Source organism: Nocardiopsis endophytica (genome assembly GCF_027706725.1).
Lineage (GTDB): Bacteria > Actinomycetota > Actinomycetes > Streptosporangiales > Streptosporangiaceae > Nocardiopsis_A > Nocardiopsis_A endophytica.
In genome coordinates this window covers 113,407-137,822 of record NZ_JAQFWQ010000001.1, presented here as the reverse complement: position 1 = coordinate 137,822, position 24,416 = coordinate 113,407, and the positions used below count along the sequence as shown (strand labels likewise).

General features: G+C 72.9%; 22 protein-coding genes. 17 read left to right on the top strand and 5 right to left on the bottom strand.

Annotated features, from left to right (window positions below):
- Positions 1 to 68 precede the first annotated feature (68 nt).
- The 3 genes from O4J56_RS00655 to O4J56_RS00645 all read left to right on the top strand — a co-directional run bounded on the left by O4J56_RS00655 (position 69) and on the right by O4J56_RS00645 (position 3,049).
- Entirely contained in the window at positions 69 to 791 is a 723-nt protein-coding gene (locus O4J56_RS00655) for an IS5 family transposase (RefSeq protein ID WP_270683050.1), read from the top strand.
- Between the two features lie 603 nt (positions 792 to 1,394).
- Positions 1,395 to 1,811, top strand: a complete 417-nt coding sequence (locus O4J56_RS00650) for a VOC family protein (protein ID WP_270683049.1) — start codon at positions 1,395 to 1,397, stop codon at positions 1,809 to 1,811.
- Between the two features lie 275 nt (positions 1,812 to 2,086).
- Positions 2,087 to 3,049 carry a serine hydrolase gene (locus O4J56_RS00645; RefSeq protein ID WP_270683048.1) on the top strand — a complete coding sequence of 321 codons (963 nt, stop codon included), beginning with the start codon at positions 2,087 to 2,089 and terminating at the stop codon, positions 3,047 to 3,049.
- 97 nt (positions 3,050 to 3,146) lie between these two features.
- Here O4J56_RS00645 and O4J56_RS00640 read toward each other — a convergent pair whose 3' ends face one another.
- Positions 3,147 to 4,136: a helix-turn-helix transcriptional regulator gene (locus O4J56_RS00640; RefSeq protein ID WP_270683047.1), complete on the bottom strand. Its 990-nt coding sequence runs from the start codon at positions 4,134 to 4,136 to the stop codon at positions 3,147 to 3,149.
- Between the two features lie 99 nt (positions 4,137 to 4,235).
- Here O4J56_RS00640 and O4J56_RS00635 point away from each other — a divergent pair, with 99 nt between their 5' ends.
- Positions 4,236 to 5,543, top strand: coding sequence for an FAD-dependent oxidoreductase (locus tag O4J56_RS00635; RefSeq protein WP_270683046.1), 1,308 nt, complete (start codon positions 4,236 to 4,238; stop codon positions 5,541 to 5,543).
- Here the strand turns inward: O4J56_RS00635 and O4J56_RS00630 are convergent.
- Together O4J56_RS00630 and O4J56_RS00625 are read right to left on the bottom strand one after the other, a co-directional pair.
- Positions 5,514 to 6,269 carry a dienelactone hydrolase family protein gene (locus O4J56_RS00630; RefSeq protein WP_270683045.1) on the bottom strand — a complete coding sequence of 252 codons (756 nt, stop codon included), beginning with the start codon at positions 6,267 to 6,269 and terminating at the stop codon, positions 5,514 to 5,516. The two genes, O4J56_RS00635 and O4J56_RS00630, sit on opposite strands and share 30 nt — an antisense overlap.
- A gap of 89 nt (positions 6,270 to 6,358) precedes the next feature.
- On the bottom strand, positions 6,359 to 6,952 hold the full coding sequence (locus tag O4J56_RS00625; protein WP_270683044.1) for a TetR/AcrR family transcriptional regulator: 594 nt from the start codon (positions 6,950 to 6,952) through the stop codon (positions 6,359 to 6,361).
- Positions 6,953 to 7,048: 96 nt separating this feature from the next.
- Here O4J56_RS00625 and O4J56_RS00620 point away from each other — a divergent pair, with 96 nt between their 5' ends.
- The 3 genes from O4J56_RS00620 (at position 7,049) to O4J56_RS00610 (ending at position 9,454) form a co-directional block, all read left to right on the top strand.
- Entirely contained in the window at positions 7,049 to 7,738 is a 690-nt protein-coding gene (locus O4J56_RS00620) for a nitroreductase (RefSeq protein WP_270683043.1), read from the top strand.
- Between the two features lie 124 nt (positions 7,739 to 7,862).
- Positions 7,863 to 9,056, top strand: a complete 1,194-nt coding sequence (locus O4J56_RS00615) for a DUF418 domain-containing protein (protein ID WP_270683042.1) — start codon at positions 7,863 to 7,865, stop codon at positions 9,054 to 9,056.
- A 143-nt stretch (positions 9,057 to 9,199) separates the two neighbouring features.
- Complete coding sequence (locus tag O4J56_RS00610) at positions 9,200 to 9,454, top strand: PLDc N-terminal domain-containing protein (protein WP_270683041.1); 255 nt, start codon at positions 9,200 to 9,202, stop codon at positions 9,452 to 9,454.
- Between the two features lie 71 nt (positions 9,455 to 9,525).
- On the opposite strand, the gene O4J56_RS00605 is transcribed toward O4J56_RS00610, so the two are convergent.
- The gene (locus O4J56_RS00605; protein ID WP_270683040.1) at positions 9,526 to 9,825 is read right to left on the bottom strand and encodes a DUF6342 family protein; all 300 of its coding nucleotides are present in this window, start codon (positions 9,823 to 9,825) and stop codon (positions 9,526 to 9,528) included.
- A 329-nt stretch (positions 9,826 to 10,154) separates the two neighbouring features.
- Between O4J56_RS00605 and O4J56_RS00600 the strand changes: the two genes are divergently transcribed.
- From O4J56_RS00600 to O4J56_RS00555, 10 genes are all read left to right on the top strand, one after another.
- A complete protein-coding gene (locus tag O4J56_RS00600; RefSeq protein WP_270683039.1) occupies positions 10,155 to 10,514 on the top strand; it encodes an MmcQ/YjbR family DNA-binding protein in 360 nt (119 codons plus the stop codon).
- 63 nt (positions 10,515 to 10,577) lie between these two features.
- Positions 10,578 to 11,681, top strand: a complete 1,104-nt coding sequence (locus O4J56_RS00595; RefSeq protein ID WP_270683038.1) for a methyltransferase domain-containing protein — start codon at positions 10,578 to 10,580, stop codon at positions 11,679 to 11,681.
- Positions 11,682 to 11,804: 123 nt separating this feature from the next.
- A complete protein-coding gene (locus O4J56_RS00590) occupies positions 11,805 to 12,818 on the top strand; it encodes a LacI family DNA-binding transcriptional regulator (RefSeq protein ID WP_270683074.1) in 1,014 nt (337 codons plus the stop codon).
- Between the two features lie 126 nt (positions 12,819 to 12,944).
- Complete coding sequence (locus tag O4J56_RS00585) at positions 12,945 to 14,174, top strand: sugar ABC transporter substrate-binding protein (protein WP_270683037.1); 1,230 nt, start codon at positions 12,945 to 12,947, stop codon at positions 14,172 to 14,174.
- Between the two features lie 14 nt (positions 14,175 to 14,188).
- On the top strand, positions 14,189 to 15,112 hold the full coding sequence (locus O4J56_RS00580; protein ID WP_270683036.1) for a carbohydrate ABC transporter permease: 924 nt from the start codon (positions 14,189 to 14,191) through the stop codon (positions 15,110 to 15,112).
- Positions 15,109 to 15,927, top strand: a complete 819-nt coding sequence (locus tag O4J56_RS00575) for a carbohydrate ABC transporter permease (RefSeq protein WP_270683035.1) — start codon at positions 15,109 to 15,111, stop codon at positions 15,925 to 15,927. Before O4J56_RS00580 ends, O4J56_RS00575 begins: the two co-directional genes overlap by 4 nt.
- 42 nt (positions 15,928 to 15,969) lie before the next feature.
- Complete coding sequence (locus O4J56_RS00570) at positions 15,970 to 17,949, top strand: glycoside hydrolase family 31 protein (RefSeq protein ID WP_270683034.1); 1,980 nt, start codon at positions 15,970 to 15,972, stop codon at positions 17,947 to 17,949.
- 238 nt (positions 17,950 to 18,187) lie between these two features.
- A complete protein-coding gene (locus O4J56_RS00565; RefSeq protein ID WP_270683073.1) occupies positions 18,188 to 20,887 on the top strand; it encodes a glycoside hydrolase family 3 protein in 2,700 nt (899 codons plus the stop codon).
- 115 nt (positions 20,888 to 21,002) lie between these two features.
- Complete coding sequence (locus O4J56_RS00560) at positions 21,003 to 22,019, top strand: hypothetical protein (protein WP_270683033.1); 1,017 nt, start codon at positions 21,003 to 21,005, stop codon at positions 22,017 to 22,019.
- A 192-nt stretch (positions 22,020 to 22,211) separates the two neighbouring features.
- Positions 22,212 to 23,228, top strand: a complete 1,017-nt coding sequence (locus tag O4J56_RS00555; RefSeq protein ID WP_270683032.1) for a glycoside hydrolase family 5 protein — start codon at positions 22,212 to 22,214, stop codon at positions 23,226 to 23,228.
- On the opposite strand, the gene O4J56_RS00550 is transcribed toward O4J56_RS00555, so the two are convergent.
- Positions 23,219 to 24,238 (bottom strand): LacI family DNA-binding transcriptional regulator, encoded by a 1,020-nt coding sequence (locus O4J56_RS00550; RefSeq protein ID WP_270683031.1) that lies wholly within the window; start codon positions 24,236 to 24,238, stop codon positions 23,219 to 23,221. The two genes, O4J56_RS00555 and O4J56_RS00550, sit on opposite strands and share 10 nt — an antisense overlap.
- Positions 24,239 to 24,416: the final 178 nt, after the last annotated feature.

Below are 24,416 nucleotides of genomic sequence, written 5' to 3'. Positions count from 1 at the left end.
TACGAGGGCGTCTGAAAAGGGTCAGGGCGGTTCAGAGTGGAGGCAACCCCTGATGGGTGGAGGCCGACATGGCCGACCGCTCCTCATACCCCACCGACCTGTCCGACGCTGAGTGGGAGCTGATCGCCCCGCTGGTCCCCGGCCCCAAGCCCGGCGGGCGCCCGCCGGTGCACGAGCGCCGCGAGATCGTCAACGCCCTGACCTACTGGGTCAGGGCCGGGTGCGCCCGGCGGCTGCTGCCCCACGACCTGCCGCCCTGGAATACGGTCCACCACTACTGGCGGCTGTGGAGCATCCAGGGCCGCTGGGAACAGATCCTTCACCGCCTGCACGAACGCGAGCGGGTGCGCCTGGGGCGCGACCCGGAGCCCTCGGCCGGCGTCATCGACTCCAAGAACGCACGGGCCACCGACCGCGGTGGCCTGCACGGATATGACGGGGCGAAGAAGGTTCCCGGGATCAAGCGCCACATCATGGTCGAGGTGCTGGGAACCCTGCTGGTGGCCTGCGTGGGCCCGATGAGCACCGGCGACCGGGACGGGGCACGGGTGCTGCTGGCCAAGGCGGCGGCCCTGCTGCGGCGGCTGGCGCTGGTGTGGGCCGACCAGGGCTACACCGGCGAGCCTCTGGCCTCCTTCGCCCACCGCGTGGCCGGAGTGGCGGTGCACATCGTGCGCAGGCGCGACGGCGGGTTCGACCGGACCTGGGCGCCCGAGGGCCGCCCTCCGCCGCCGGTGCCCCGCTTCGCAATGGTACCGCGCAGGTGGATGGTGGAGCGGACCTTCGCCTGACTGGGAAAGTTCCGGAGCACCAGCAAGGACTACGAGCACCGGCCGCTGACCTCGGAGAACGTCCTCTACCTCGCGATGGGCCTGATCCTGGCGCGGCGCATGGCCCGATCCACCCCCTGGCCCTTTTCAGACGCCCTCTAGGAACCTGGGATGGCGATCGCTCCGCGTTCGCTCTGTGGTTGGGAACCAGCTCACTGCCTCCCGAACAGACCCCCCGGCCGAGGTTCTTGGGCGCGAGATGCTCGCACCGTGGCGATGTTCAGCGTGCGAGGGCCCCGCAGCTTCGGTAAGAGTGGGCGGTACGGAAGGCGTCCATACCGGGGCAAAAACACCATAAGATAGCAGACCGATCGGCAGAGCAGCGGACTTTTAATCCGCGGGTTCAGGGTTCGATCCCCTGGGGGCCCACACTCTTCGACCAGGCGTTCCGCCCTTCCAGGCGGGGCGCCTTACTTGGTTCCGGCCGTGGTCGGCCCGGCACCGGGTACGGGCGGTGTCCGGGCTCGGCAAGGGATTGGCCAGGCGCGGAGCGGCGGGGCGGTTCTGTCGGTCGGCGGTGCGACGCTGGGGGCCTGGGCCTGGTCGGATCTAGGAGGGACCGATATGACTGCGCGGCTCAACCCGTACATCAGCTTCGCGGGCAACGCCCGGCAGGCGATGGAGTTCTACCGGGACGTGTTCGGCGGTGAGCTGTCGATCAGCACCTACGGCGAGTTCGCGCCGCCGGGGACGCCCGGGGCGGACAACATCATGCACTCCATGCTGGAGACCCCGCAGGGCTTCGTGCTCATGGGCTCCGACGCGCCTCCCGGGAACGAGCACCGGCCCGGCAACGACGTGTCGGTCAGCATCAGCGGCGACGACGACGAGGCCCTGCGCGGCTTCTGGGAGCGGCTGTCCGAGGGCGGCGACGTGCAGGTGCCGTTCGAGAAGCAGATGTGGGGCGACGTCTTCGGCATGTGCACCGACCGCTTCGGTGTGACCTGGATGGTCGACGTGGTCGACACGAGCGGCGCCTGAGGGGCGCTGACGGGCGAAGAGTCTTCCCGGGACGGCCTCCGGTCCCCTCATGGGGACGGGGGCCGTTCTCCTGTCTCCGACCGCCCGACCCGACTGTGACGTAGGCCACAGCCTGGTTCGGCGCGGGAGTGAACCGGTGGCCGCGGGGGAGCGTGTTGACTCGTGTGAGGGAAAGCGGGCGGCGGCGCGGCAGGCGCACCGGCAGCGCGCGAGCGGCCGCCGGCGCCGCCCCTCCGGCCCCTCTCGACCCAACCCCCCGCTCGGGAAAGAGAGCCATGGATAAGACTTCCGTCACGACGACCCGTGCCCGCACCACCCGTCTCGCGGTCGGCCTCGGTGCGAGCGTCCTCCTCGCCGCCGGGCCCATCGCCGCGCCCGCGCAGGCGGCGGCCGCGGAGGACGGCGCAGGTGCGGCCGACGTCTGCACCTCGGAGAAGCGGCCCGAGGTCGCCGCGGAGCTCTCCGCGAAGATCCAGGAGGTCGCCCAGAGCCGCGAGGGCGACGTCTCCGTCGGGGTGTCCGCCTTCGGCGGCGACCTCACCTGCGGCTACCAGCCCTCGAAGGAGTACTTCGCGGCCAGCTCCGGCAAGGTGCTGCTGCTCACGACGCTGCTCCGGCAGACCATGGACGAGGGCCGCGACCTCACCGCGGAGGAGAAGGAGCTCACCGAGAAGATGATCACGGTGTCGGACAACGACGCCACGATCGAGCTCAAGGAGATGGTCGGCAAGCAGCGGATGCAGGACTTCCTCGACATGGCGGGGATGGACGACACCAAGCTGCACGAGACCAACGCCATCGGCCTGATGAAGATCAACGCAGCCGACGAGATCACCCTCCTCGAACTCATCTCCCAGGAGAACGAGATCCTCGGCGACGAGCAGCGCGCCTACGCCGCCGGGCTGATGAACTCGGTGATCGAGGAGCAGCGCTGGGGCGTCACCGCCGGCGCGCCGGAGGATGCCGAGTCGCACGTCAAGAACGGCTGGCTGCCCTACGACAACACCGACGTGTGGCGGGTCAACAGCATCGGCTACTTCACCGGCGCCGAGGCCGGCACGTACCACATGGTCGTGCTCACCGACCACAACGACGGCATGCAGTACGGGGTCGACACGATCGAGTCCGTCGCGGTCGAGGTGAACTCCGCGATCAACGGCGGCGGCACCGCGATCACGCCGCGCAGCACCGCGCCGCGCGACATCGACACCGCTCCGGACGGGTCCGACAGGGCCTGACCGGCGGACCCCGGCCTCCGGGCCGTCGGCCCGGGCGGCGGATCCAGACGAGCGGCCCTACACCGGAAGCGCGGGTGTAGGGCCGCCCCCGTCGGCGTCACGTCTCGGGGATCTGTGTGTAGCGGGTCGCGACGCGCCTGCACGCCTTGAGGAGTTCGGGCGGGCGGACGTCCGTGAGGTCGGTGTCGAACGTCGCCAGGAGCCCGGCGATGCCCGCCCACGACCAGGCGCCGACCGTCAGGCGGCAGTGATCGGCGTCCACGTGTTCCACCACGGATCCTCCGGGAGCCCATCGGGCCACGGTGCTCGCGGGCAGGTCGAGCCGCGCGCTCCCCGTGCACGGCCACGGCGCAGGGGTGTCGCCGCGGTCGTGGCTGCTCATCACGAAGAGCGCGAGATCGCCCCCGGGCACGTCGCGGTGACCGAAGCGCAGGGTCGTGGGGCGCGGGCGCAGCCGGTCCACGCGGTGGACCCGCCACTCGTCGCCGTCCAGGTCGTAGACGACGACGTACCACCGCCCCGCCCACACGACCAGGTGATGGGGCTCGATGCGTCGGGCGGCCGCGAAGTCGTCGTCGGTCGGGTCGGGCCGGGTCCCGTCGGGGCGCAGGACTTCGGCCACGAGGACACGGCGCTGCCTCACAGCGGCCCCCACGGCGCTGAGCTCCGCCGGGTCGATGGGCGGCCCAGGGAACTCCCAGTGGTTCCTCAGCCGCGTCACCCGTAGCGACTCCATCGCGGCCCTCAGCGCTTCGGGCACCGCCTGCTGCACGGTGGCCAGCGCCCGTGCGGCGTCGTCCTCCAGTCCGAACAAGGTGGTGGGCGCGGTCTGCAGCGCGACGGCGGTCGCCAGCGCCTGATCGTGGTCGAACAGCAGCGGCAGGCTGTGCCCGGTGCCGAGCCGGTACCCGCCGTCGGGGCCGTGAACGGTCGTGATCGCGTAGCCGAGCCCGCGCAAGGTCTCCACGTCGCGGCGGACCGTGCGCCCGCTGACGCCGAGCCGTTCGGCGAGCTCGCGCAGCGGCCACTGCCGGCGCGATCCCAGCAGGGACAGCAGCCGCAGCGCTCGATGTGAGGTCCTCGCCATCGCCCCATCCTCACACCCGTACCGGACACTCGGTGTCCACCACCGGTGCCACTGTTCGGCTCGCACACGTGATCACCAGGCACGGGAGGACGGATGGGCATGCGCGTCGTCGTGGTCGGAGGCGGCATCGGAGGGCTCGCGCTGGGGGCGGGGCTGCGCCGCCGCGGGCATCGGGTGGCGGTGTTCGACCGCGACACCGACGTGGCCGCGACCGGCGGCTATCACATCACCCTCGACCGGCGGGCCCAGTCGGCGTTGGAGCGGTCGGTGGCGCCGGAGGTCGTGCGGCGGCTGCTGGCGTCGGCGTCCGCGCTGCGGCTGCGGGGGCGGGACGCCTTCTGGGACCGCCGCGGCCGCCTGCTCGGACACGGCCCGGACCTGGCCGACAGCGGGAGTGTCGACGTCGACCGCATCACGCTGCGGACGCTGTTGGCCGACGCGGTCGGTGAGGACCTGGAACTCGGGCGGGAGGTGTCGGGGGTCGACCGCGACGGGCACGGGACGCCGCGGGTGGCGTTCGCCGACGGGACGCGGGTCACCGCGGACCTCGTGGTGGGCGCGGACGGCGCCCATTCGGTCGTCGCCCGGCACCTGGCGGCGGGCCCCACCAACCGCCCGGCCGGCATCATCGGGTTCTGCGGCCGCACCCGGCGCGCCGACCTCGGCCCGGCTGAGCGGCGGCGCCTCGGGCCGCGCTCGTCGACGGCGGTCGCCCCGCGCGGCACCGCGCTCTACGCCGGGTTCCACGACCCGGTCGGCAACGCCGCACTCGACGCCCCTGAGCTGCGGATGTCGGTCACCACCGAACCCACCTACATCTGGGGCGCGATGCTCCCCGAGTCCGCCCGGACCGATCCCCTGCGCGGCCTGATCGGCGCCGGACTACAGGCCGCACTCCTCAGCCGCTTCCGCAGTCACGGATGGGCGGAGAGCACGCTGGAGGTGATCGCCCGCGCCGACCCCGCGAGCATCGCCGCGTTCCGGTTCAACGCCGCATCGACCCGCGCCGCCGACCTCGCGCCGTGGAGCCCGGGCCGCATCACCGCCCTCGGCGACGCCGTCCATGCCGTGCCGCCCACCGCGGGTATGGGGGCGGGCGCCGCCATCCGCGACGCCGCCGACCTGCTCGACCGACTCGACCGGCTCGACGGGGCGGCGGACGGCGGCACCGCCGCGCTCGACGACGCCCTGACCGACGCGGTCGGTCGCTTCGAAGCCGGGATGCGCGAACGCGGCAGCGAAGTCCTCACCCTGGGCATGAGGCCCGTCCGCTGGATCCTCGCCACCGACACCCTCATCGGCGCCGCAGCCACGACGGTGGCCGCCCCGGTCCTCGCCGCGGCCGCATCATGGTCGGGCCGCTTCGGCCGGAGGCCCTCAGAGGGTGCGGGCGAACAGGTCCAGTAGGGCCTTCCAGTGGCGGTCCGCGGCCTCAGGGGCGTAGGCCTCGGTGTCGGCCATCGTGAATCCGTGGTCGGCCCCCGTGTAGACCTCGGCCGTGTGGCGTACCCCGGCCGCGGACAGGGCCTGGGCCAGGCGCTCCTGCTGCTCGGGCGGGTTGGCCGGGTCGCCGTCGGCGTGGCCGAAGTACAGCTCGGCCGTGATCCGGTCCGCCAGCAGGTGCGGGCTGCCGGGGTCCTCGGTCGCGAGTCCGGCCGCGTGGAAGCCCGCGGCGGCGGCGACCCTCCCGGGGTGCCTCCCCGCGGTGATCAGGGCCAGCCGGGCGCCCATGCAGTAGCCGACCGTGCCGACGGGGCGGCCGTCGGTCTCGGGCCGGGCCTGCAGCCAGGCCAGGTAGGCCTCGGCGTCGGCGGTGACCGCCTCCTCGGTGAGGTCGCCCATCATCGGGAAGAGCTTCGCGAACAGCGCCTCGCGGCCCTCGTCGGCGATCTTGTCGGGGAGGTCGACCACCGGGGCGCGGCCGTGCCGGTAGAAGACGTTCGGGGCCAGCACGGCGTAGCCCGCCCCGGCGATGCGGTCGGCCATGGCGCGCAGCTGCGGCCGCACGCTGAACGCGTCCATGTAGAGGAGCACCGCGGGGTGGGCGGCCCCGTCGCCGGGGTGGGTGTAGTAGGCATCCGCCGTTCCGTCGGGAGCGGGGATGTCGACGGTCGTTCCGTGCGCTTCGGACATGATGCCGTTCCTTGCCTCAGGGTGGATCGGAGTTCCGCCGTGGACCCTATGGCCCCGCTCCGGCCCCGTGAACCGGCCACGCAGGGCTGTCAGCCCGCGCGCTGGAGGGCGTTGTCCAGCAGGACCTCCGCCGCCGCGCGCGCGTGGCGGCCGTAGTCCGGGTCGTCCAGCACCATCGCGCGGCCGGCGGCTCCGTCCGCCAGGGTCACGAGCTGTTCGGCGAGTTCGGCGGGCTCTCGGCAGCCCAGTTCCGCCACGAGGCCGGCCACCAGGCGCACCATGAGCAGTTTCCGTTCGCGGGCGTAGGCGTGGACCGCGCTCCGCGGGTCGGGGAACTCGGCGGCGGCGTCGATGTACGGGCAGCCGCGCACCGGGTCCGTGTCGTCGGGGGGAAGGACGAACAGTGCGAGGACGCGCTCCCTCGCCGGCATGTCCTCGCGGGTCAGCACGCCCTCCAGGGTGCGCCCCGTCGAGGCGAGCTCCTGCAGGTGGGCGAGGACCAGATCGCTCTTGGTCCGGAAGTGCGCGTAGAGGGTGCGCTTGGAGACCGGCGCCTGCTCGGCGACCTGCTCCATGCCGGTCGCGTTGATCCCCTGGGCCGCGAACAGCCGGGCGGCGGCGGCCAGGATGCGTTCGCGCCCTCCGCGCCCCTGCCGCCGGGGCGCCGTCGTCACGGTGCTCATGCCGCAAGTGTACGCATCCGTTTACTTCAAACGGACGGGACCGCTATAGTCCCTTCCGAAGTAAACGAAAGTGTTTACCTAATCGAGGAGAGCCCCATGAGCGAGCCGGCCTTCACCGAGCTGAGCGGCTACGCGGAGAAGCTGATCCGCGGGCGCCACGCGACACGCGCGTTCCGCCCCGACCCCGTGCCCGACGACACCGTGCGCGCGGTCTTCTCCCTGGCGGGCAGCGCGCCGTCCAACTCCAACGCGCAGCCCTGGCGGGTCGAAGTGGTCGGCGGCGCGAGGCGCGAGCGCCTGGCGCGGGCCCTACAGACCGCCCACGCCGAGCGGCGCACCTCGGTCGACCTCCCCTACTCCGAGGACATGTACACCCGCGTCCACCAGGAGCGGCGGGCGGCCTTCGGCGCCGGGCTGTACGGGGCCCTGGGCATCGTCGCCGACGACCATGCGGCGCGCGCCGCCTACGACGCGGAGAGCCTGCGCTTCTACGGCGCACCGCACGCCGCGTTCCTGTTCGTCACGGGCGACGGCGGGCCACGGCTGGCCGCCGACGTCGGCGCCTACATGCAGACGCTGCTCCTGGCCATGGCCGCCTACGGCGTGGACAGCTGCCCGCAGGGACTGCTCAGCTTCTACGCCGACACCGTCAGGGACGAACTCGGCGTCACCGAAGGGCGGCTGCTGGTGGGCGTCTCCTTCGGCTACGCCGACGAGGACGCACCCGTGAACCGGGTCGCCACCGGGCGGGCCGCCCTCGAAGCGACCACCGCCTTCCACTCCTGAGCCGCGGGCCGCCACGGGGTAGGGCCACCCCTACCCGGGTCGTGCGTCTGGCCCCATTGGGGGCCGCCTCCCGGATCCGTAGCTTCGGTGGGCGTCGAATCCCTCCGGAAACGGGAGCAGGACCGTGGAACCACGACCCGATACGGGCGCAGCGGCGGCAGGGCCCGTGGCGCTCAAGGACCGAGCACTCGCCCCCGACCTCGCGCGCGGGTTCATGCTCCTGTTCATCGCCCTGGTGAACGCGAAGTTCTTCCTCACGTCCCCCGACACGGTGGTGACCGCGGCCGACAAGGCGGTCGAACTCGTCCGGTCGACGCTCGTCGACGCGCGGGCCATCCCGCTGTTCTCGCTGCTCTTCGGCTACGGGGCGGTGCAGATCATCCGTCGGTTGGACGGCCCGGACGGCGGATGGCGCGAAGCACGGGGCCTGCTTCGGCGCCGGGGCGCATGGATGGTGCTGATCGGCCTGGCGCACGCCGTGCTGTTCCTGCCCGTCGACATCATCGGCGCCTACGGCCTCGCGCTGCTGCTGTTCGTGCCGCTGCTGCGCCTGAAGGACCGGGCCCTGCTGTGGGCGGCGGCGGGGACCGCCGCCGGGTCGATCGCCGTGACCCTGGCCCTCATGGCGGCGCTCCCGGTCGGGGACGACGGCTCGGTCCAGGCCGGGTCCCTGGTGCAGGACCGGTTCACCGCCGCGGCCTCCGAGCGCTTCTCCGAGTGGCTCCTCTACACCCCCTACACGATGCTCCTGGTGGTCCTGCCTCCGATGCTGGTGGGGGTCTGGGCCGGACGCCGCCGGATCCTGGAGGAGCCCGCGCGGCACCGCCGGCTCCTGTCGGCCACGGCCGCGGCCGGGCTGGCGGTCGCGGTGGCGGGTGGGCTCCCCGGCGCGCTCGTCTGGTCGGGGCTGTGGACGGGGGCGGCGCCGGGCACCGCGGCCGTGCTCGGCCTCGTGCACGACGCCACCGGGTGGGCCGGGGGGCTCGGCTGGGCGGCGCTGATCGCGCTGGCCGCCCTGGCGCTGGGTGAGCGCCGCGGCGCGGTGGCAGGGGCGGTCCAGGCCGTCGGCCAGCGGTCGATGACCTGCTACCTGATGCAGTCGGTAATCTTCTCCGCCGTCTTCGCGCCCTACGCGCTGGGCATGAGCGCGCACCTCGGGACGGCGGCGGCCGCGGCGGTGGCCGCCGCGACCTGGTCGGCGACGGCCTTCGCCGCCGCCCTCATGCACGCGCGCGGCGTCCGGGGCCCGGCGGAGACCCTCCTGCGCCGGCTGGCCTACGGCGCCCGGCCGCGGCGGCCGCGACGAACGGACGCCTGAGGGGCCGACGAAGGGAGGCGGTCGGGCGCCCGCCACCGACTTCCGAACGAGCCGAAAACCGGTCATCCGGCCGAGGAGGCGGCCGGTGCCCGGTTCCTAGCGTGGAGGGGACGTCGAAACCGAACGGATTGGACTCCCCGCTGATGCCCGCCCTCGATGCCGCACCGGCCGCCGACCTCCTCGCCCAGTACGGGGGCATCGCCCTCATCCTCGTCGCCGGGCTCGCCGTCCTGGCCTACTTCGTCCTCATCATCGCGGCCTTCCTCGGCAGCCTGACCTCGCGGCTCGACGTCGGAATGAAGCTCGTGTGGGCGATCTTCATCATCTGCGCGCCGTTCCTCGGCGCCGTGTGCTGGTTCCTCATCGGCCGCAGGAGCGCGGCCGCCACGGCCCGGTGACGCCGGGGCCCCGGCACCGCACAGCGGATCGGCCGCCGGCTCCGCCGGCGGCCGACCGGAGGGCAGGGGCGCTAGTACCCCAGGTCCTTCTGCTCGGTGACCAGGCGGCCCGCGATGTGCAGGTTGCCCCCGGAGTCGAGGACACCGATGACCTTCTTCGTCCTGCCGTGGTAGGTCGTGAAGTAGATCTTGTCCGCCTCCTGGGAGCTGGACAGGTTGGTGTTCACCGACAGCTCGATGCTCACCGGCGAGCTGATGACCACGTCCTTCTTGGGCGAGCCCGGGTAGACCCGGTTCGGCTCCAGCCGGACGCGTCCGTGGGTCTCCCCTTCGGGCCAGTCCGTCGCCAGTCCGAGGTCGAGTTCCGCCATGACGCCTCCCGATCGAATTCCGCGGGCGGCCCCTCCACCCCCGGAGCCGCCGCCACCTGCACGGAGGCCGTCCTGCATGGAGACCAGGGGGACATTCCCGCATTCCCGTGAGAGAACCGTTCCGGCCGGACCATGGTGATTTCCCCCGAAACGGTGCAACACTCGGAAATCTATATGAGCCACCCGAACCCACCTATAAGCCGTTAAGGCCCTCATCAACGACCAACGGAGCCTGGACCGCCCGCTTCCTGTCTGGTACAGCCCGCACCCCGGCCGAGCGCCGGGGACGGCGGCGCACTCTGTGGGCCCCTTGTGGTTATCTCGACTCCATGAGTGTTGAGATGACACGCTTCCTCCGGCTCCTGGACGCGCTTCCCGAGGTGGCGCACAAGGAGACCGCCCAGTGGACCAACTTCACGGTCCGCGGCAAGAACTTCGGGTACCTGTGGCCCCGCACGCGGACCGTCGGGCTGAAGCAGACGCTCTCCGAGCAGCTCGCGCTCGTGGCCGAGCGGCCCGACGTGTTCGAGGTGCAGTTCACCGCCGGGGGCTTCGGCTGGGTCGTCGTCCACCTCGACAAGATCGACCTGGACGAGCTGAGCGAACTCGTCCTGGAGGCCTGGCGCCTGTCGGCCCCCGACGACCTGCTGGAGAACCTCCCCTCCCCTGAGGACCTGGTGGAGCACTAGAGCGGCGCGCGCTCGGTACGCTTCCCTGGGACGATCCACCACGGCGGGGAGGAAGCGCGGACCTTGGGCGCGAGACTGATGGCGCGGACGCTGCGCGGGCTCGAAGAGGTCTCCGCCCGGGAGATCGAGGAGCGCGGCCTGGGCACCGTGGAGCGGCTGCGCCACCGCGAGGTCTGGTTCTCCTCCGAGGACCCCGGCCCCCGCCTGCTCGACCTGCGCACCGTCGACGACGTCTTCCTGCTCGCCGCGGCGCTGGAGGGCATCGGCCACACCAAGGCCGAGCTCGACCGCTTCCCCGGGCCCGCGCGCGCCGCCCCCTGGCGCGACCTGTCGGCCCTGCGCGGCCGCTGCGGCGGCCCGTCCTCACCGACGCGCATCGACGTGGTCGCCTCCTACCTGGGCAAGCGCAACTTCAACCGCTACGACATCGAGGACGCCGTGGGCCGGGAGGCCTCCGACGTGCTGGGCCTGCCCTACGTCTCGCGGCGCGAGGGGCGGCCGCCCGAGGGCGGCGAGCCCTTCCCCATCCGGGTGACGCTCGAAGGACCGGAGGCCGCCCTGGCCGTCCGGCTGACCGGCCGGCCGATGCACCGCCGCGCCTACAAGCAGGAGTCGGTGCCGGGGACGCTGCACCCCCCGCTCGCCGCGGCGATGGCCCGGCTCGCGGGGGTTTCCGGACTCGCCCCCGGCGCGCGCGTGCTCGACCCGACCTGCGGCACCGGCACCCTCCTCATCGAGGCCCGGCGCCTCGCTCCCGGGGCGCACCTGCTCGGCACGGACGCCGACCCCGACGCGCTCCGCGGGGCCGCGGCGAACTCCGCCGACGCGGCGGCGGAGGACCCGGCGGCCGGGAAGGGCGCGCCCATCGCCTACGCGCTCGCGGACGCCGGGCGCCTCCCCCTCGCCGACGGGACCGTCGACCGCGTCGTGGGCAACCCGCCCTGGGGCCTCCAGGTGGAGCCGCACGGCTCCCTGGCCCGGCGCCCCAAGCGGTACTTCGGGGAGGTCCAGCGGGTGCTCGCGCGCGACGGCGGCCGGGCCGTGCTGCTCCTGCACGACCCCGACGCGCACCTGCCCCTCGCCGCGTCCGTCGGCCTGCGCGTCCGCGACTCGTTCACGGTCAGCCTGTTCGGCACGCACCCCTCAGTGGTGGCATTGGAGCGCTGAACCCCCGTTGCCCCCATTGCGCACGCGTGGCGCCGGGGTTAGCATCACCGCAATCGAAGCGCTTCGACAGCGTCGATCCGGCACCGTCGAAGGGCCCACCCGTGAGGAGGTGGAGGGGTGCCCGTGTCCATCGCCGACGTCGCCCGGCACGCCGGGGTCTCCCCCAGCACCGTCTCCTACGTCCTCAGCGGCAAGCGCTCCATCTCCGAGGACACCCGCCGCCGGGTCCGGGAGAGCATCCAGGTCCTGGGCTACCGGCCGCACGCCGGCGCCCGCGCGCTGGCCAGCAGCCGCTCCAACACCCTCGCCCTGGTCGTGCCGCTCCGCTCGGACGTGCACGTCCCCGTCGCCATGCGGTTCGCCGTGTCGGTGGTGACCCGCGCCCGCGACCTCGACCACGACGTCCTCCTGCTCACCCAGGCCGAAGGCGCCGACGGGCTGCGCCGGGTCGCCGGGTCCTCCATGGTCGACGCGATCATCGTGATGGACGTGGAGATCGACGACGCCCGCATCCCCGTGCTGCGCGAGCTGGCCCTGCCCGCGGTGCTCATCGGCGTCCCCGCCGACACCGACGGCCTGGCCTGCGTCGACCTGGACTTCACCGAGGCCGGCCGGATCTGCGTGCGGCACCTGGCCGCGCTGGGCCACCGGCGCCTGGCCTTCGTCGGCGAGCCCCCCGCCGTCTACGAGCGCCGCACCGGCTTCGCCGAGCGCACCCTGGCCGGGTTCCGGGAGGCCGCCCGCGAGCTGGGCGGCCCCGCCCCCGCGGTGCTGCCGTGCGAGCAGACCCGCGCCGCCGCCGAACGGGCCGCCGCGGACCTGCTGCGCGACCACCCGGAGACGACCGGCCTGGTGGTGCAGAACGAGGCCGCCGCCGAACCGCTGGTCGCCGCGCTGCGCGCGGCGGGCCGGTCGGTGCCCGGCGACCTGTCCGTGGTGGCCATCGGCGCCGACGACGTCGCCGCGGCCGTCACCCCCGCGCTCTCCTCGGTCGGCCTGCCCGCCGAGGAGCTGGCCGAACGCGCCGTCGACCTGGCCGTCCGCGGCCTGGACGGCGGCACCCCCACGGGCGTCACCCTGCTCCCGCCGACCCTCGTGGACCGCTCCAGCACCGCGGCGCCCCCGCGCCGCGCCTGACCCGACCGCCCGAGCCCCGTCCCCCGACACCGCCCCGCCGCCCTCCGCCCGCTCCGGACCGCCCGCGCCCTGGAGGGCACGGTGCGAACGGCGTCATCGAAGCGATTCGACTCCCTGGAGGTCCCCGTGCCCCGCCCCGTGACCCCCCGCACCGCGCGCCCCGCCGCCTGCGCGCTGCTCTGCGCGGGCCTGCTCGCCACCGCCTGCTCCCCCTCCTCCGACGAGGGCGACGCCTCGGTCCTGACCTCGCTGGACTACAACATCTCCGAGCCGCAGAACGCGGCCACCGCACAGATGCTGGAGGCCTGCGCCGAGCAGGCCGGCGTCACCGTCGAGCGCGAGGAGCTGCCGCGCGAGCAGCTCATGCCGCGCCTGCTGCAGGGCGCCTCCCAGCAGGAGCTCCCGGACCTGATGCTCATCGACAACCCGGACCTGCCGCAGGTGGCCGCCACCGGGGCGCTGCTGCCGCTGGAGGAGGCGGGCGTGTCCACCGACGGGTTCTACCCCTCGGTGCTGGAGGCCGGGACGCACGACGGCACCCTCTACGGCATCGCGACCGGAGTGAACGGGCTGGCGCTGTTCTACGACACCGCGAAGCTGGAGGACGCGGGCGTCGAACCGCCTGAGACCTGGGACGACCTGCGGTCCGCCGCAGAGGAGCTGACCTCGGGCGACACCAACGGCCTGGCGTTCTCGGCGATCGGGCACGAGGAGGGCACCTGGACGTTCGAGCCCTTCTTCTGGTCCAACGGCGCCGAGCTGACGCAGGTCGACTCCCCCGAGGCGGTGGAGGCCCTGGAGCTGTGGGCGGACCTGGTCGAGGAGGGCCACGTCTCCCAGTCGGCCGTCAACTGGACCCAGGCCGACGTGAAGGACCAGTTCGTCGGCGGCAGGGCCGCGATGATGGTCAACGGCTCCTGGCAGCTCCCGGTCCTCGCCGAGGAGGACGTGGACTACGGGGTGGTGCCGCTGCCCGTCCCCGAGGCCGGGACCGAGCCCGCGCCCCCCATGGGCGGCGAGGTGTGGGCGGTCGCGCGCAACGGCGAGGAGCGCGAGGCCAAGGCCGTCGAGGTGCTGCAGTGCCTGCTCACGGACGAGAACATGACCGAGTGGGCCGAGCTCAACGCCTATGTGCCGGGCAAGGAGGAGCTGGCGCAGGCGCTCGCCGAGGAGGACCCCGGCATGGCGCCGTTCGTCGAGTCGGTTCCCAGTGCGCGCTCCCGCACCGCCGAGCTAGGTGAGGACTACCCGGAGGTGTCCTCCGCCCTCGCCGACGCGATCCAGTCCGTGCTCGCCGGCGACGCGGAGCCCGACGAGGCGCTCTCCCAGGCGCAGGAGTCCGTCCCCGCGTCCTAGGGAGAAGACCACCCATGCCCTCGCACCGCCTCAGGGGCGCCCTCTTCCTGGCGCCGCTCGTCCTGTACATCGCCGTCTTCTTCGGCTACCCGCTGGCCACCAACGTCGGGATGTCCTTCCGGGAGTACACCGCCGCGTCGTTCTACACCGGCGAGGCGCCCTTCACCGGCCTGGACAACTACGCCCGGCTGCTCGGGGACCCGCTCTTCGCCAAGACGCTCGGCAACACCGTCCTGTTCACCGTGGGCTCGCTGGCGTTCCAGTTCGGCATCGGCCTGGCGCTGGCCGTGTTCTTCCAGCGCCGCTTCCCCCTCAACGGGGTGCTGCGCTCGCTGCTGCTGGTGCCGTGGCTGCTGCCGCTGGTGGTGTCCGGGACCGTGTGGCGCTGGATCTACGACCAGGAGTACGGCGTGCTCAACCAGGCCCTCCTGGGGCTGAGCGGCGCCGTGGAGCGGCTGACCGGGTGGGCGCCCCTGGGCGGCGAGGGCATCGCCTGGCTCTCCAGCACCGACATGGCGCTGACGTCGGTGGTGATCGCGAACGTGTGGGTCGGCATCCCGTTCAACATGGTCATCCTCTACGGCGGCCTGCAGAACATCCCCCGGCACCTGTACGAGGCCGCGGAGCTCGACGGCGCCGGGCCCTGGCAGCGCTTCCGGCACATCACCTGGCCGCTGCTGCGCCCGGTCACGGCGGTCGTGCTGATGCTCGGCCTCGTCTACACCCTCAAGGTCTTCGACGTGATCATGGTGCTCACCAACGGCGGGCCCGCCAACGCCTCGCACACCCTGACCACCTGGTCGTACCAGATCTCCTTCACCGAACTGGACTTCGGCACGGGCGCCGCCGCGGGCAACGTCCTCATCCTCATCGCGCTCGTCTTCGCCCTGGTCTACCTGCGCTCCGGACGCACCGCCGACGAAGGGGGAGCACGATGACCACCGCCCGGTCCGCGCGCACGACGGTGGCCGCGCTGCTCATCGTGGGCGTCCTGCTGTTCCCGCTGTACTGGATGGTGAACGCCTCCCTGCAGCCGTCCAGCGCGCTGCTGGAGACGCCGCCGCGCCTGCTCCCCCTGGGGGGCACGCTCGACGGCTACACCGAGGCGCTCTCCGGCCAGGGCGGCGCGCTCCTGAACAGCACGATCGTCGCCGCCGGCACGGTCCTGCTGACGCTGGCCGTGGCCGTCCCCGCCGCCTACGCGCTGAGCCGCTTCTCCCTCCCGGGAGGGCGCGCCGTGCTCTTCGCGCTGCTGCTGGTGCAGATGATCCCGGGCATCGTCATGGCCAACTCGCTGTACGCGGTCATGAACACCACCGGGATCCTCAACACCTACGCGGCGATGATCCTGGCCGACTCCACGCTGGCCGTCCCCTTCGCCGTCCTCATCCTGCGCGCCTTCATGGTGACCATCCCGCGCGCGCTGACCGAGGCCGCCGAGGTGGACGGCGCGGGCCCGCTGCGCGTGCTCGTGTCCATCATCCTGCCCGTGAGCCGGAACGCCGTCATCACCTCCGGCCTGTTCGCGTTCCTGTTCGCCTGGGCCGACTTCCTGTTCGCCGTCACCCTCAACAAGGACGACGCGATGCAGCCGGTGACCGTCGCGATCTACCGGTTCATCGGCGCCCACACCGCCGACTGGAACGGGGTCATGGCCACCGGCGTGATCGCCTCCGTGCCGGCGGCGGTCCTGCTCGTCGTCGCCCAGCGCTACGTCGCCGCCGGGGTCACCGGCGGCGCCCTCAAGGACTGACACCGCCTCACCCGCCTTACCGCCTTATGGAAAGGACAGCGCGTGTTCCACGAGATCGACGGGGGAATCGAATGGCGCGGCGGCCACCAGGTCGTCCGGGTCGAGGCCTGGGGCCGGGACGCGGTCCGCGTGCGGGCCGGCCTGTACGGCCTGATCGACGGCCTTCCCGGAGCGCTGGGTCCGCGCCCGGACCACGACGCCAAGACGGTGGTCGCCGATGACCGCGCGGTGCTGTCCAACGGCGCCGTCACCGTCGAGGTGGGCGCGGACGGGCTGCTGCGCTTCCTGCGCGGCGGGACGGCCGAGGAGCTGTTCGCCGAGGAGCGCGCCCACTTCTGGTGGCCCGGGCCGCGTGCGTTCACCTCGACCGGCAACGGCTACTACCGCATCGAGCAGCGGTTCCGCGCCTATGAGGGCGAGCGCCTCTTCGGCCTCGGGCAGCACACCCACGGCCTGCTCGACCAGAAGGGCGCCGTCGTCGACCTGGTGCAGCGCAACGCCGAGGTGACGATCCCGTTCCTGGTGTCCTCCCGCGGATACGGGGTGCTGTGGAACAACCCCGCGATCGGCCGGGTGGAGCTGGCCGAGACCGGCACCCGGTGGGTGGCCGACAGCGCGCGGCAGATCGACTACTGGGTGACCGCCGGCCGCCCGGCCGACGTGCTGGCCCGCTACGCCGACGCGACCGGGCACGCGCCGGAGCTGCCCGAGTGGGCGTCCGGGTTCTGGCAGTGCAAGCTGCGCTACAAGACCCAGGAGGAGCTGCTGGAGGTCGCGCGCGAGTACAAGCGGCGCGGCATCCCCCTGTCGGTGATCGTCTCGGACTTCTTCCACTGGAGCCACCTGGGCGACTGGAGGTTCGACCCCGAGGAGTGGCCCGACCCTGCGGCCATGGTCCGGGAGCTGCGGGAGATGGGCACCGAGCTGATGGTGTCGGTGTGGCCGTCGGTCAGCCCGCTCAGCGAGAACTACAAGGAGATGATGGGCGCCGGGCACCTGGTCGCCACCGAGCAGGGGCCGCCCGTGCACGCCGACTGGGCGGAGAAGGGCGTCGACGGCCACGTCCAGGTGTCGTTCTACGACGCCACCAACCCCGAGGCCCGCCGGTACGTGTGGGAGAAGGTCCGGGACAACTACCACTCCCTGGGCATCCGCGTGTGGTGGCTGGACGCGTGCGAGCCGGAGATCAGGCCCGGCCACCCGCAGAACCTGCGCTACCACGCCGGTCCGGGCACCGAGGTCGGCAACATCTACCCGGCCGAGCACGCGCGCGGCTTCTACGAGGGCATGCGCGCCGCGGGCGAGACCGAGGTGGTCACCCTGTGCCGCTCGGCGTGGGCGGGCAGCCAGCGCTACGGCGCGGCCCTGTGGTCGGGCGACATCGCGGCGACGTTCCCCTCCCTGCGCGCGCAGATCCGCGCGGGCCTGAACACGGCGCTGTCCGGCATCCCCTGGTGGACCACGGACATCGGCGGCTTCCACGGCGGGGACCAGGACTCCCCCGAGTACCGGGAGCTGCTGGTCCGGTGGTTCCAGTACGGCGTCTTCTGCCCCCTGTTCCGCCTGCACGGCTTCCGGGAGCCGTTCGTCGACCGGCTGCACCCGGACATGTCCGGCGGCCCCAACGAGCTTTGGTCCTACGGCGAGGAGGTCTACGGGGTCCTCCGCGACCTGGTGATGCTGCGCGAGCGGCTGCGCCCCTACGTCATGGAGCAGATGCGCACCGCCCACGAGACCGGCCTGCCCCCGATGCGGCCGCTGTTCGTCGACCACCCGGACGATCCCGGGTGCTGGGACGTGGAGGAGCAGTTCCTCTTCGGCCCGGACCTGCTCGTCGCCCCCGTCACCGAGTACGGCGCCCGCGAACGCGACGTGTACCTGCCCCAAGGCACCGACTGGGCCGACCCGTGGACGGGCGACGTCCACCCGGGCGGCCGCACCGTTCGCCTCGCCGCCCCCTTGGACCGGGCCCCGGTGCTGATGCGCCACGGGTCCCGGCTGCCCCTCCGCACCCCCCGCTAAGGAGGAACCCGCCGTGCCCTTCCCCCGCATCCCCCGCCCGCGCGGCCTCGTGGCCGTGCTGGCGGCCGCGGCGATCGCGCGGCCCCTCGGGCCGCCCCCCGCCGCGGCCGACGACCCCCCGTTCCGCGACCCCGACCTGCCCCTGAACGAGCGCATCGACGATCTCCTGGGGCGCCTGACCACCGACGAGAAGATCTCGCTCCTGCACCAGTACCAGCCCGCCATCCCCAGGCTGGGGATGGAGCCGTTCCGCACCGGCACCGAGGCCCTGCACGGCGTCGCCTGGCTGGGCGAGGCCACCGTGTTCCCCCAGGCCGTGGGGCTCGGCGCGACCTGGGACACCGGTCTGGTCGAGCGCGTCGGCGACGTGACCGGCACGGAGATGCGCGGCTTCAACGCCCAGGACCCCGCCGCGCACGGCCTCAACGTGTGGGCACCGGTCGTCGACCCGCTGCGCGACCCCCGGTGGGGCCGCAACGAGGAGGGCTACTCCGAGGAGCCGCTCCTGGTCGGCGAGATGGCCACCGCCTACACCGGCGGGCTGAGCGGCGACGACGACTTCTACTTGAAGACGGCGCCGTCGCTCAAGCACTTCGCCGGATACAACATCGAGGAGAAGCGCGACACGCTGTCGGTGACGGTGCCCCCGCGCGCGCTGAACGAGTACGTCTACCCGTCCTTCCGGCCGGCCATCGAGGCGGGCAACGCGACCGGGGTGATGGCCTCCTACAACCTCGTCAACGGGCGCCCCGCCCACCTGACCCCGCTGCTGGACGACGTGCGCTCGTGGAGCGACGAGGACCTGATGGTCGTCAGCGACGCCTACGCGCCCAGCAACGTGGTCGAGACCCAGGGCTACTACGACGACCACGCCGAATCGCACGCCGCGATGCTCAAGGCGGGCATCGACAGCTACACCGACCAGGACGACGACTCCAGCGTCACGGTCGGGCGCTTCCAGGACGCCCTCGACCAGGGGCTGATCGGCGAGGAGGACCTGGACCGGTCGGTCCGGCACATCCTGAGCGTGCGGTTCCGGCTCGGCGAGTTCGACCCGCCGGACCGGGTGCCCTACTCCGACATCACCCCCGACGTGATCGACTCCCCCGAGCACCGGGAGCTGGCCCGCGAGGCCGCGACGTCGCAGATGACGCTGCTGCGCAACGACGGGGCGCTGCCGCTGGACGCCGGGTCCGACACCGACGTGGCGGTGGTCGGCCCGCTGGCCGACACCCTCTATGAGGACTGGTACAGCGGCACCATGCCCTACCGCTCCACCCCCGCCGACGGCATCGCCGAGCGCCTCGGCGAGGGCGGGTCGGTCGGCGTCAGCGAGGGCGCCGACCGGATCGCCCTGAAGGCCGACGGCGGGTACGTCACCGCCTCCGGCGACGAGGAGGGCGGCGTGCTGCGCGTCGGCGACGGCGAGGGGGACGCGCGCTCCCTCACCGTCTTCGACTGGGGCGAGGGCGTGGTCACCCTGCGCACCGACGCCAACGGCAAGGTCGTCGGCATGGGCGAGGGCAACCGGCTCTACAACGACCAGGACCAGCCCAACGGGTGGTTCGTGCAGCAGCTGTTCCGCTTCGAGGAGGTCGACGGCGGGGTGGTGCTGAAGTACGCCGGATACGACGACTGGAACCGCAAGTACATCGCCGTGGACGGCGAGGGGCGGCTGTCGGTGTCGGCCGACTCGGTCGGGGACGCGGCCGTCTTCGAGCGGGAGGTGCTCTCCAGCGGCGCCGAGGAGGCGGTCGAGGCCGCCTCGGGCGCCGACGCGGCGGTCGTGGTGCTGGGCAACATGCCCTTCATCAACGGCCGGGAGACCGACGACCGGGCGGAGATCGAGCTGCCGCCCGCCCAGCAGGAGCTGTTGGAGGCGGTGACCGAGGCCAACCCGAACACCGTCCTGGTGGTGGAGAGCAGCTACCCGATGGCGGTGCCGTGGGCCGAGGAGAACGTCCCGGCGGTGCTGTGGACCTCCCACGCCGGGCAGGAGACCGGCAACGCGCTCGCGTCGGTGCTCTACGGCGACGCCGAGCCGCAGGGGCGCCTGCCGCAGACGTGGTACCGCTCCACCGGCGACCTGCCGGCCATGGGCGACTACGACGTCCAGCACTCCGGGCACACCTACCGCCACTACGAGGGCGAGGCGCTGTACCCGTTCGGGCACGGGCTGTCCTACACCTCCTTCGAGTACGGCGCGCCGGAGGTCGACCGGAAGAAGGTGGGCGCCGACGGCACCGTGACGGTGAAGGTGCCGGTGACCAACACCGGAGACCGCGACGGCGAGGAGGTCGTGCAGCTCTACTCCCGCCAGCTCGACTCGCGCACCGAGCAGCCGCTCAAGCAGCTGCGCGACTTCGCCCGGGTGAGCGTCCCGGCCGGGGAGACGGTGACCGCCGAACTCACGGTGGACGCCCGGGACCTGGGCTTCTGGGACGTGACGCGGGGCGAGTGGGCCGTGGAGAAGGCCAAGCACGAGCTCATGGTCGGAGCGTCGGCGGACGACATCCGGCACACCGTGAAGATCAAGGTCAAGGGCGAGAGGATCCCGGCCCGCGACCTGACCGCGCAGACCCGGGCGGCCGACTTCGACCGCTACTCGGGCATCGCGCTCGCCGACGAGAGCAAGGTCGAGGGCGACACGGTGGCGGCGGAGGCCGGGGACTGGATCGCGTTCGACGGCGCGGACCTGTCCTCTGGGCCGTCGGTGTTCACCGCGCGCGCGGCGGCCGCCTCGGGCGGGGCGGCCGTGGAGGTGCGCGTCGGCGCCCCTGACGGGGAGAAGATCGGCGAGGCCGCGATCGGCGCCACCGGAGGCGTGTACGACTACGAGGAGTTCACCGGGGAGCTGGGCACGGCCCCGGGTGAGAAGGAGGACGTCTACCTGGTCTTCACCGGGGAGGTGAGGCTCAGCTCGTTCAGCCTGGCGTAGGCCTGAGTCAGGCGTCCGCCCACTGGACAGGGGGCTGCGGGGGCCGCGGGGAACCACTTCCCCGCGGCCCCCGTCCCATGGGAACCACGGGTCCGGAGCGGTGGAGGGGGCGGGCGTGTTCGAGGGTCTGGACGACATCGACTGGGGGGCTCTGGAGAGCGGCGGCGGGGGTGCGGACATCCACGAACTCATCCGCGGCCTGCTCGATCCCGACCCACTGGTCCGGGAGGACTCCTTCGGCTCCCTGGAGATCGAACTCCTGGAGTTCGGCTACATCCACGAGGCCGCCGTCAGGGCGGTCCCCTTCCTGGCCGAGGCGGCCACGGCGGAAGGGGTCCCGGACCGCTGGCGCGTCGTGGAGATGGTGGCCGAGATCGGCGGGGCGGAGTGGCTCAACGACCTCGACGGAGACCCGGGCGAGGACGACCCCGACGGGGACGGAAAGCCCGCCCGCGCGGAGCGCGCCGTCGCCGCCGAGCTGCCCGCCCTCCTGCGGGCCCTCGGCGACGCCGACCCGCACGTGCGCAAGGGCGCGTGCCTGGCGCTGACGGCTCCGCAGGTCGACGGTGGCCGCGCGTTCACCGCTCTGCGCGAGCGCTGGGAGGTCGAAGACGGGTTCGGCCCGCGGTTGGGCATCATCATGGCCATCGGCCGCCTGGGGCGCACCGCCCTGCGCGGCCGGGCCAACGGCGTCGACCCCGTCCGCACCGGGGAGTGGCTGGTGCACACGGTCCGGACGTGCGGTGATACGGGGCTGCGCATCGACGCCCTGACCGAGCTGTGCTCGCACCCGCCGGAGGCGTTCCCCGCCGACATCGTCCGGACCGTCGTGGCGGAACTGGAGGCCTACGCACGCGAAGGCGCCGACCCCGAGGTGCTGAGAAGCGACGTGTTCATGGCGGACAGGCGTCTGGGCGAACGGGTCGAAGACCGGATCTCCCTGCTCACGGCACTGATGGCGTCCCCGGACCGGGACCTCCGCCTGGGTGCGGTCATGTCCGTCCAGGATCTCGTGCGGTGGTGGAACGGCGACGACGGCCGACTGGCGGCGGCCCTCGGCGGGCTGCGCGACGACCCCGACGAGGCCGTCGCCTCCTGGGCCGACGATCAGCTCTCCCGGATGCGCGAGTAGACCGCCACGCTCCGTGGCCCACATCACACCGACACGAGGAATGAAGCGCTTCACCAGCAGGTTCCCTCTCCTCTTCGTTGCCAACGCATCACAGGCGGATAAATCCCCGCTGCGGCCCCGTAGACGCCCCTTCCCCCTCATGTTTCGCTGCTTATCCGCTTAAGTCATCTCCGTGAACGGAGGAAGACGCCCATGAGCACGAGACCGGCAGCGATCGGCCTGGCGGCGGCGCTGGCCCTGGCGGCGGCCTTCGGCGCCGCGCCCGGCGCGGCGGACAGCGCGCGGGACACCGGAACGGACACGGCGGCCGTCGGCCTGCACGTCAGGGACGGGCGCCTCTATGAGGCCAACGGCAACGAGTTCGTCATGCGCGGGGTCAACCACGCCCACGTCTGGTACCCCGGCCAGCGGCGGTCCTTCGCCGACATCAAGGCGCTGGGGGCCAACACCGTGCGCGTCGTCCTCGGCTCCGGCCAGCGCTGGGGCCCGACCCCCGAGTCCGAGATCGCCGAGGTCATCGGCGACTGCAAGGAGAACCGGCTCATCTGCGTGCTGGAGGTGCACGACACCACCGGCTACGGCGAGGAGCCGGCCGCGGCCACGCTCGACCAGGCCGCCGACTACTGGATCGGGGTCGCCGGCGCGCTGCGCGGCGAGGAGGACCACATCCTCATCAACCTCGGCAACGAGCCCTACGGCAACGACGCGCAGACCAACGCCGGATGGGCCGAGGACACTAGCGCCGCCATCGGGCGCCTGCGCGCGGCCGGGCTCGACCACGCGCTGGTCGCCGACGCCCCCAACTGGGGCCAGGACTGGCAGCGGATCATGCTGGAGCAGGCGCCGGACGTCGAGGACCCCGACGGCAACACCGTGTTCTCGGTGCACATGTACGGCGTGTACGAGGACGCGGGGACCATCGCCTCCTACATGGACGGCTTCGCCGCCAACGGCCTGCCGCTGATCGTCGGCGAGTTCGGCCACCTGCACAGCGACGGCGACCCCGACGAGGACGCGATCCTCGCCGAGGCCGAGGCCCGCGGGATCGGCTACCTGGGCTGGTCCTGGAGCGGCAACAGCGGCGGCGTGGAGTACCTCGACATGGCCGAGGGCTTCGACGGACAGCGGCTCACCCCCTGGGGCGAGCGCATCTTCAACGGCCCGGACGGCATCGCCGAGACCTCCGAAGAGGCCACCGTCTACGAGTGAACGGGCGCGCGCGCCGTGCTCTCCCGGGGCACGAACTCCGCCGGGGCCGTGGACGCGCTCCGCGGCTCCGCGCCGGAGACCACGGCCTCCAGCATCCGCGCGGCGCGGCGCCCGTGGTCGGCGATGTCCCGGCCGACCGCCGTCAGCGCGGGGCGCACCGCGCTGCACAGCACCGAGTCGTCCCAGGCGACCACGGACAGCTCGGACGGGACCGCGATCCCCATCTCGCGGGCCACGCCCAGGGCGGTGACCGCCATCAGGTCGTTGTCGTAGACCACCGCGGTGACCCGCGACGACTCCGAGAGCAGGCGCCGGGTGGCGCGGGCCCCCGATTCGGCGGTGTAGTCCGCGTGCACGATGCGGGGCTCGCCCCCGGCGGCGCGCACGGCGTCGGTGAAGGCGGCCGAGCGCACCTCCGTGTGCAGCAGCCCCTCGGGCCCGGCCACGCGCGCGATCCGGCGGTGCCCCAGGGCCGCCAGGTAGGCCACCGCCTCGGCGGTGGCCTCGGCGTCGTCGGAGTGCAGGCAGGGCAGGCCGGCCGCGCCGCCGGGGCCGCCGACGACGGCCGCGGGCAGGCCGACCTCCTGGACGAACCGCACCCGGGGGTCGTCCCGGCGCAGGTCGACGATGAGCACCCCGTCCACCCTGCGCTCGGCCGACCAGCGGCGGTAGGCCTCCATCTCGGCCTCGGGCGCGTCGGTCACCCGCAGGAGCAGTTCGGTGCGGGTGTCGGCCAGCTCCGACTCGATGCCCGCGATGAAGCGCATGAAGAACGATTCGACCCCGAGCATGGGGGCGGGCCGGTCGATGATGAGCCCGAAGGCGCCGACCCGGCCCTCGGCGAGCGCGCGCGCCGTGTTGCTGGGCGCCCACCCCATCCGCTCGGCGGCGTCGAGGATGCGGCGGCGCGTGGGTTCGGAGACCCCGGGGCGGCCGTTGAGCGCGTAGGAGACCGCGCCGGTGGACACGCCGGTCGCCTTCGCGATGTCGGCGATGGTCGGCCGCTTCATCCTGCCCCCCGCTGGTCGTCGGTCGCCCCGGACGCCCCGATGCTACGGGCGCCCGGCGCTGACCTGCTCCAGACGATCACTGAATCGGTTAAGTGTCAAGAACACCGCCCTCCTGAGATCCCACCCCTCCATCACGGGCGGATAACGCATTCCATTGCATGTGTTGACGGTCACACGG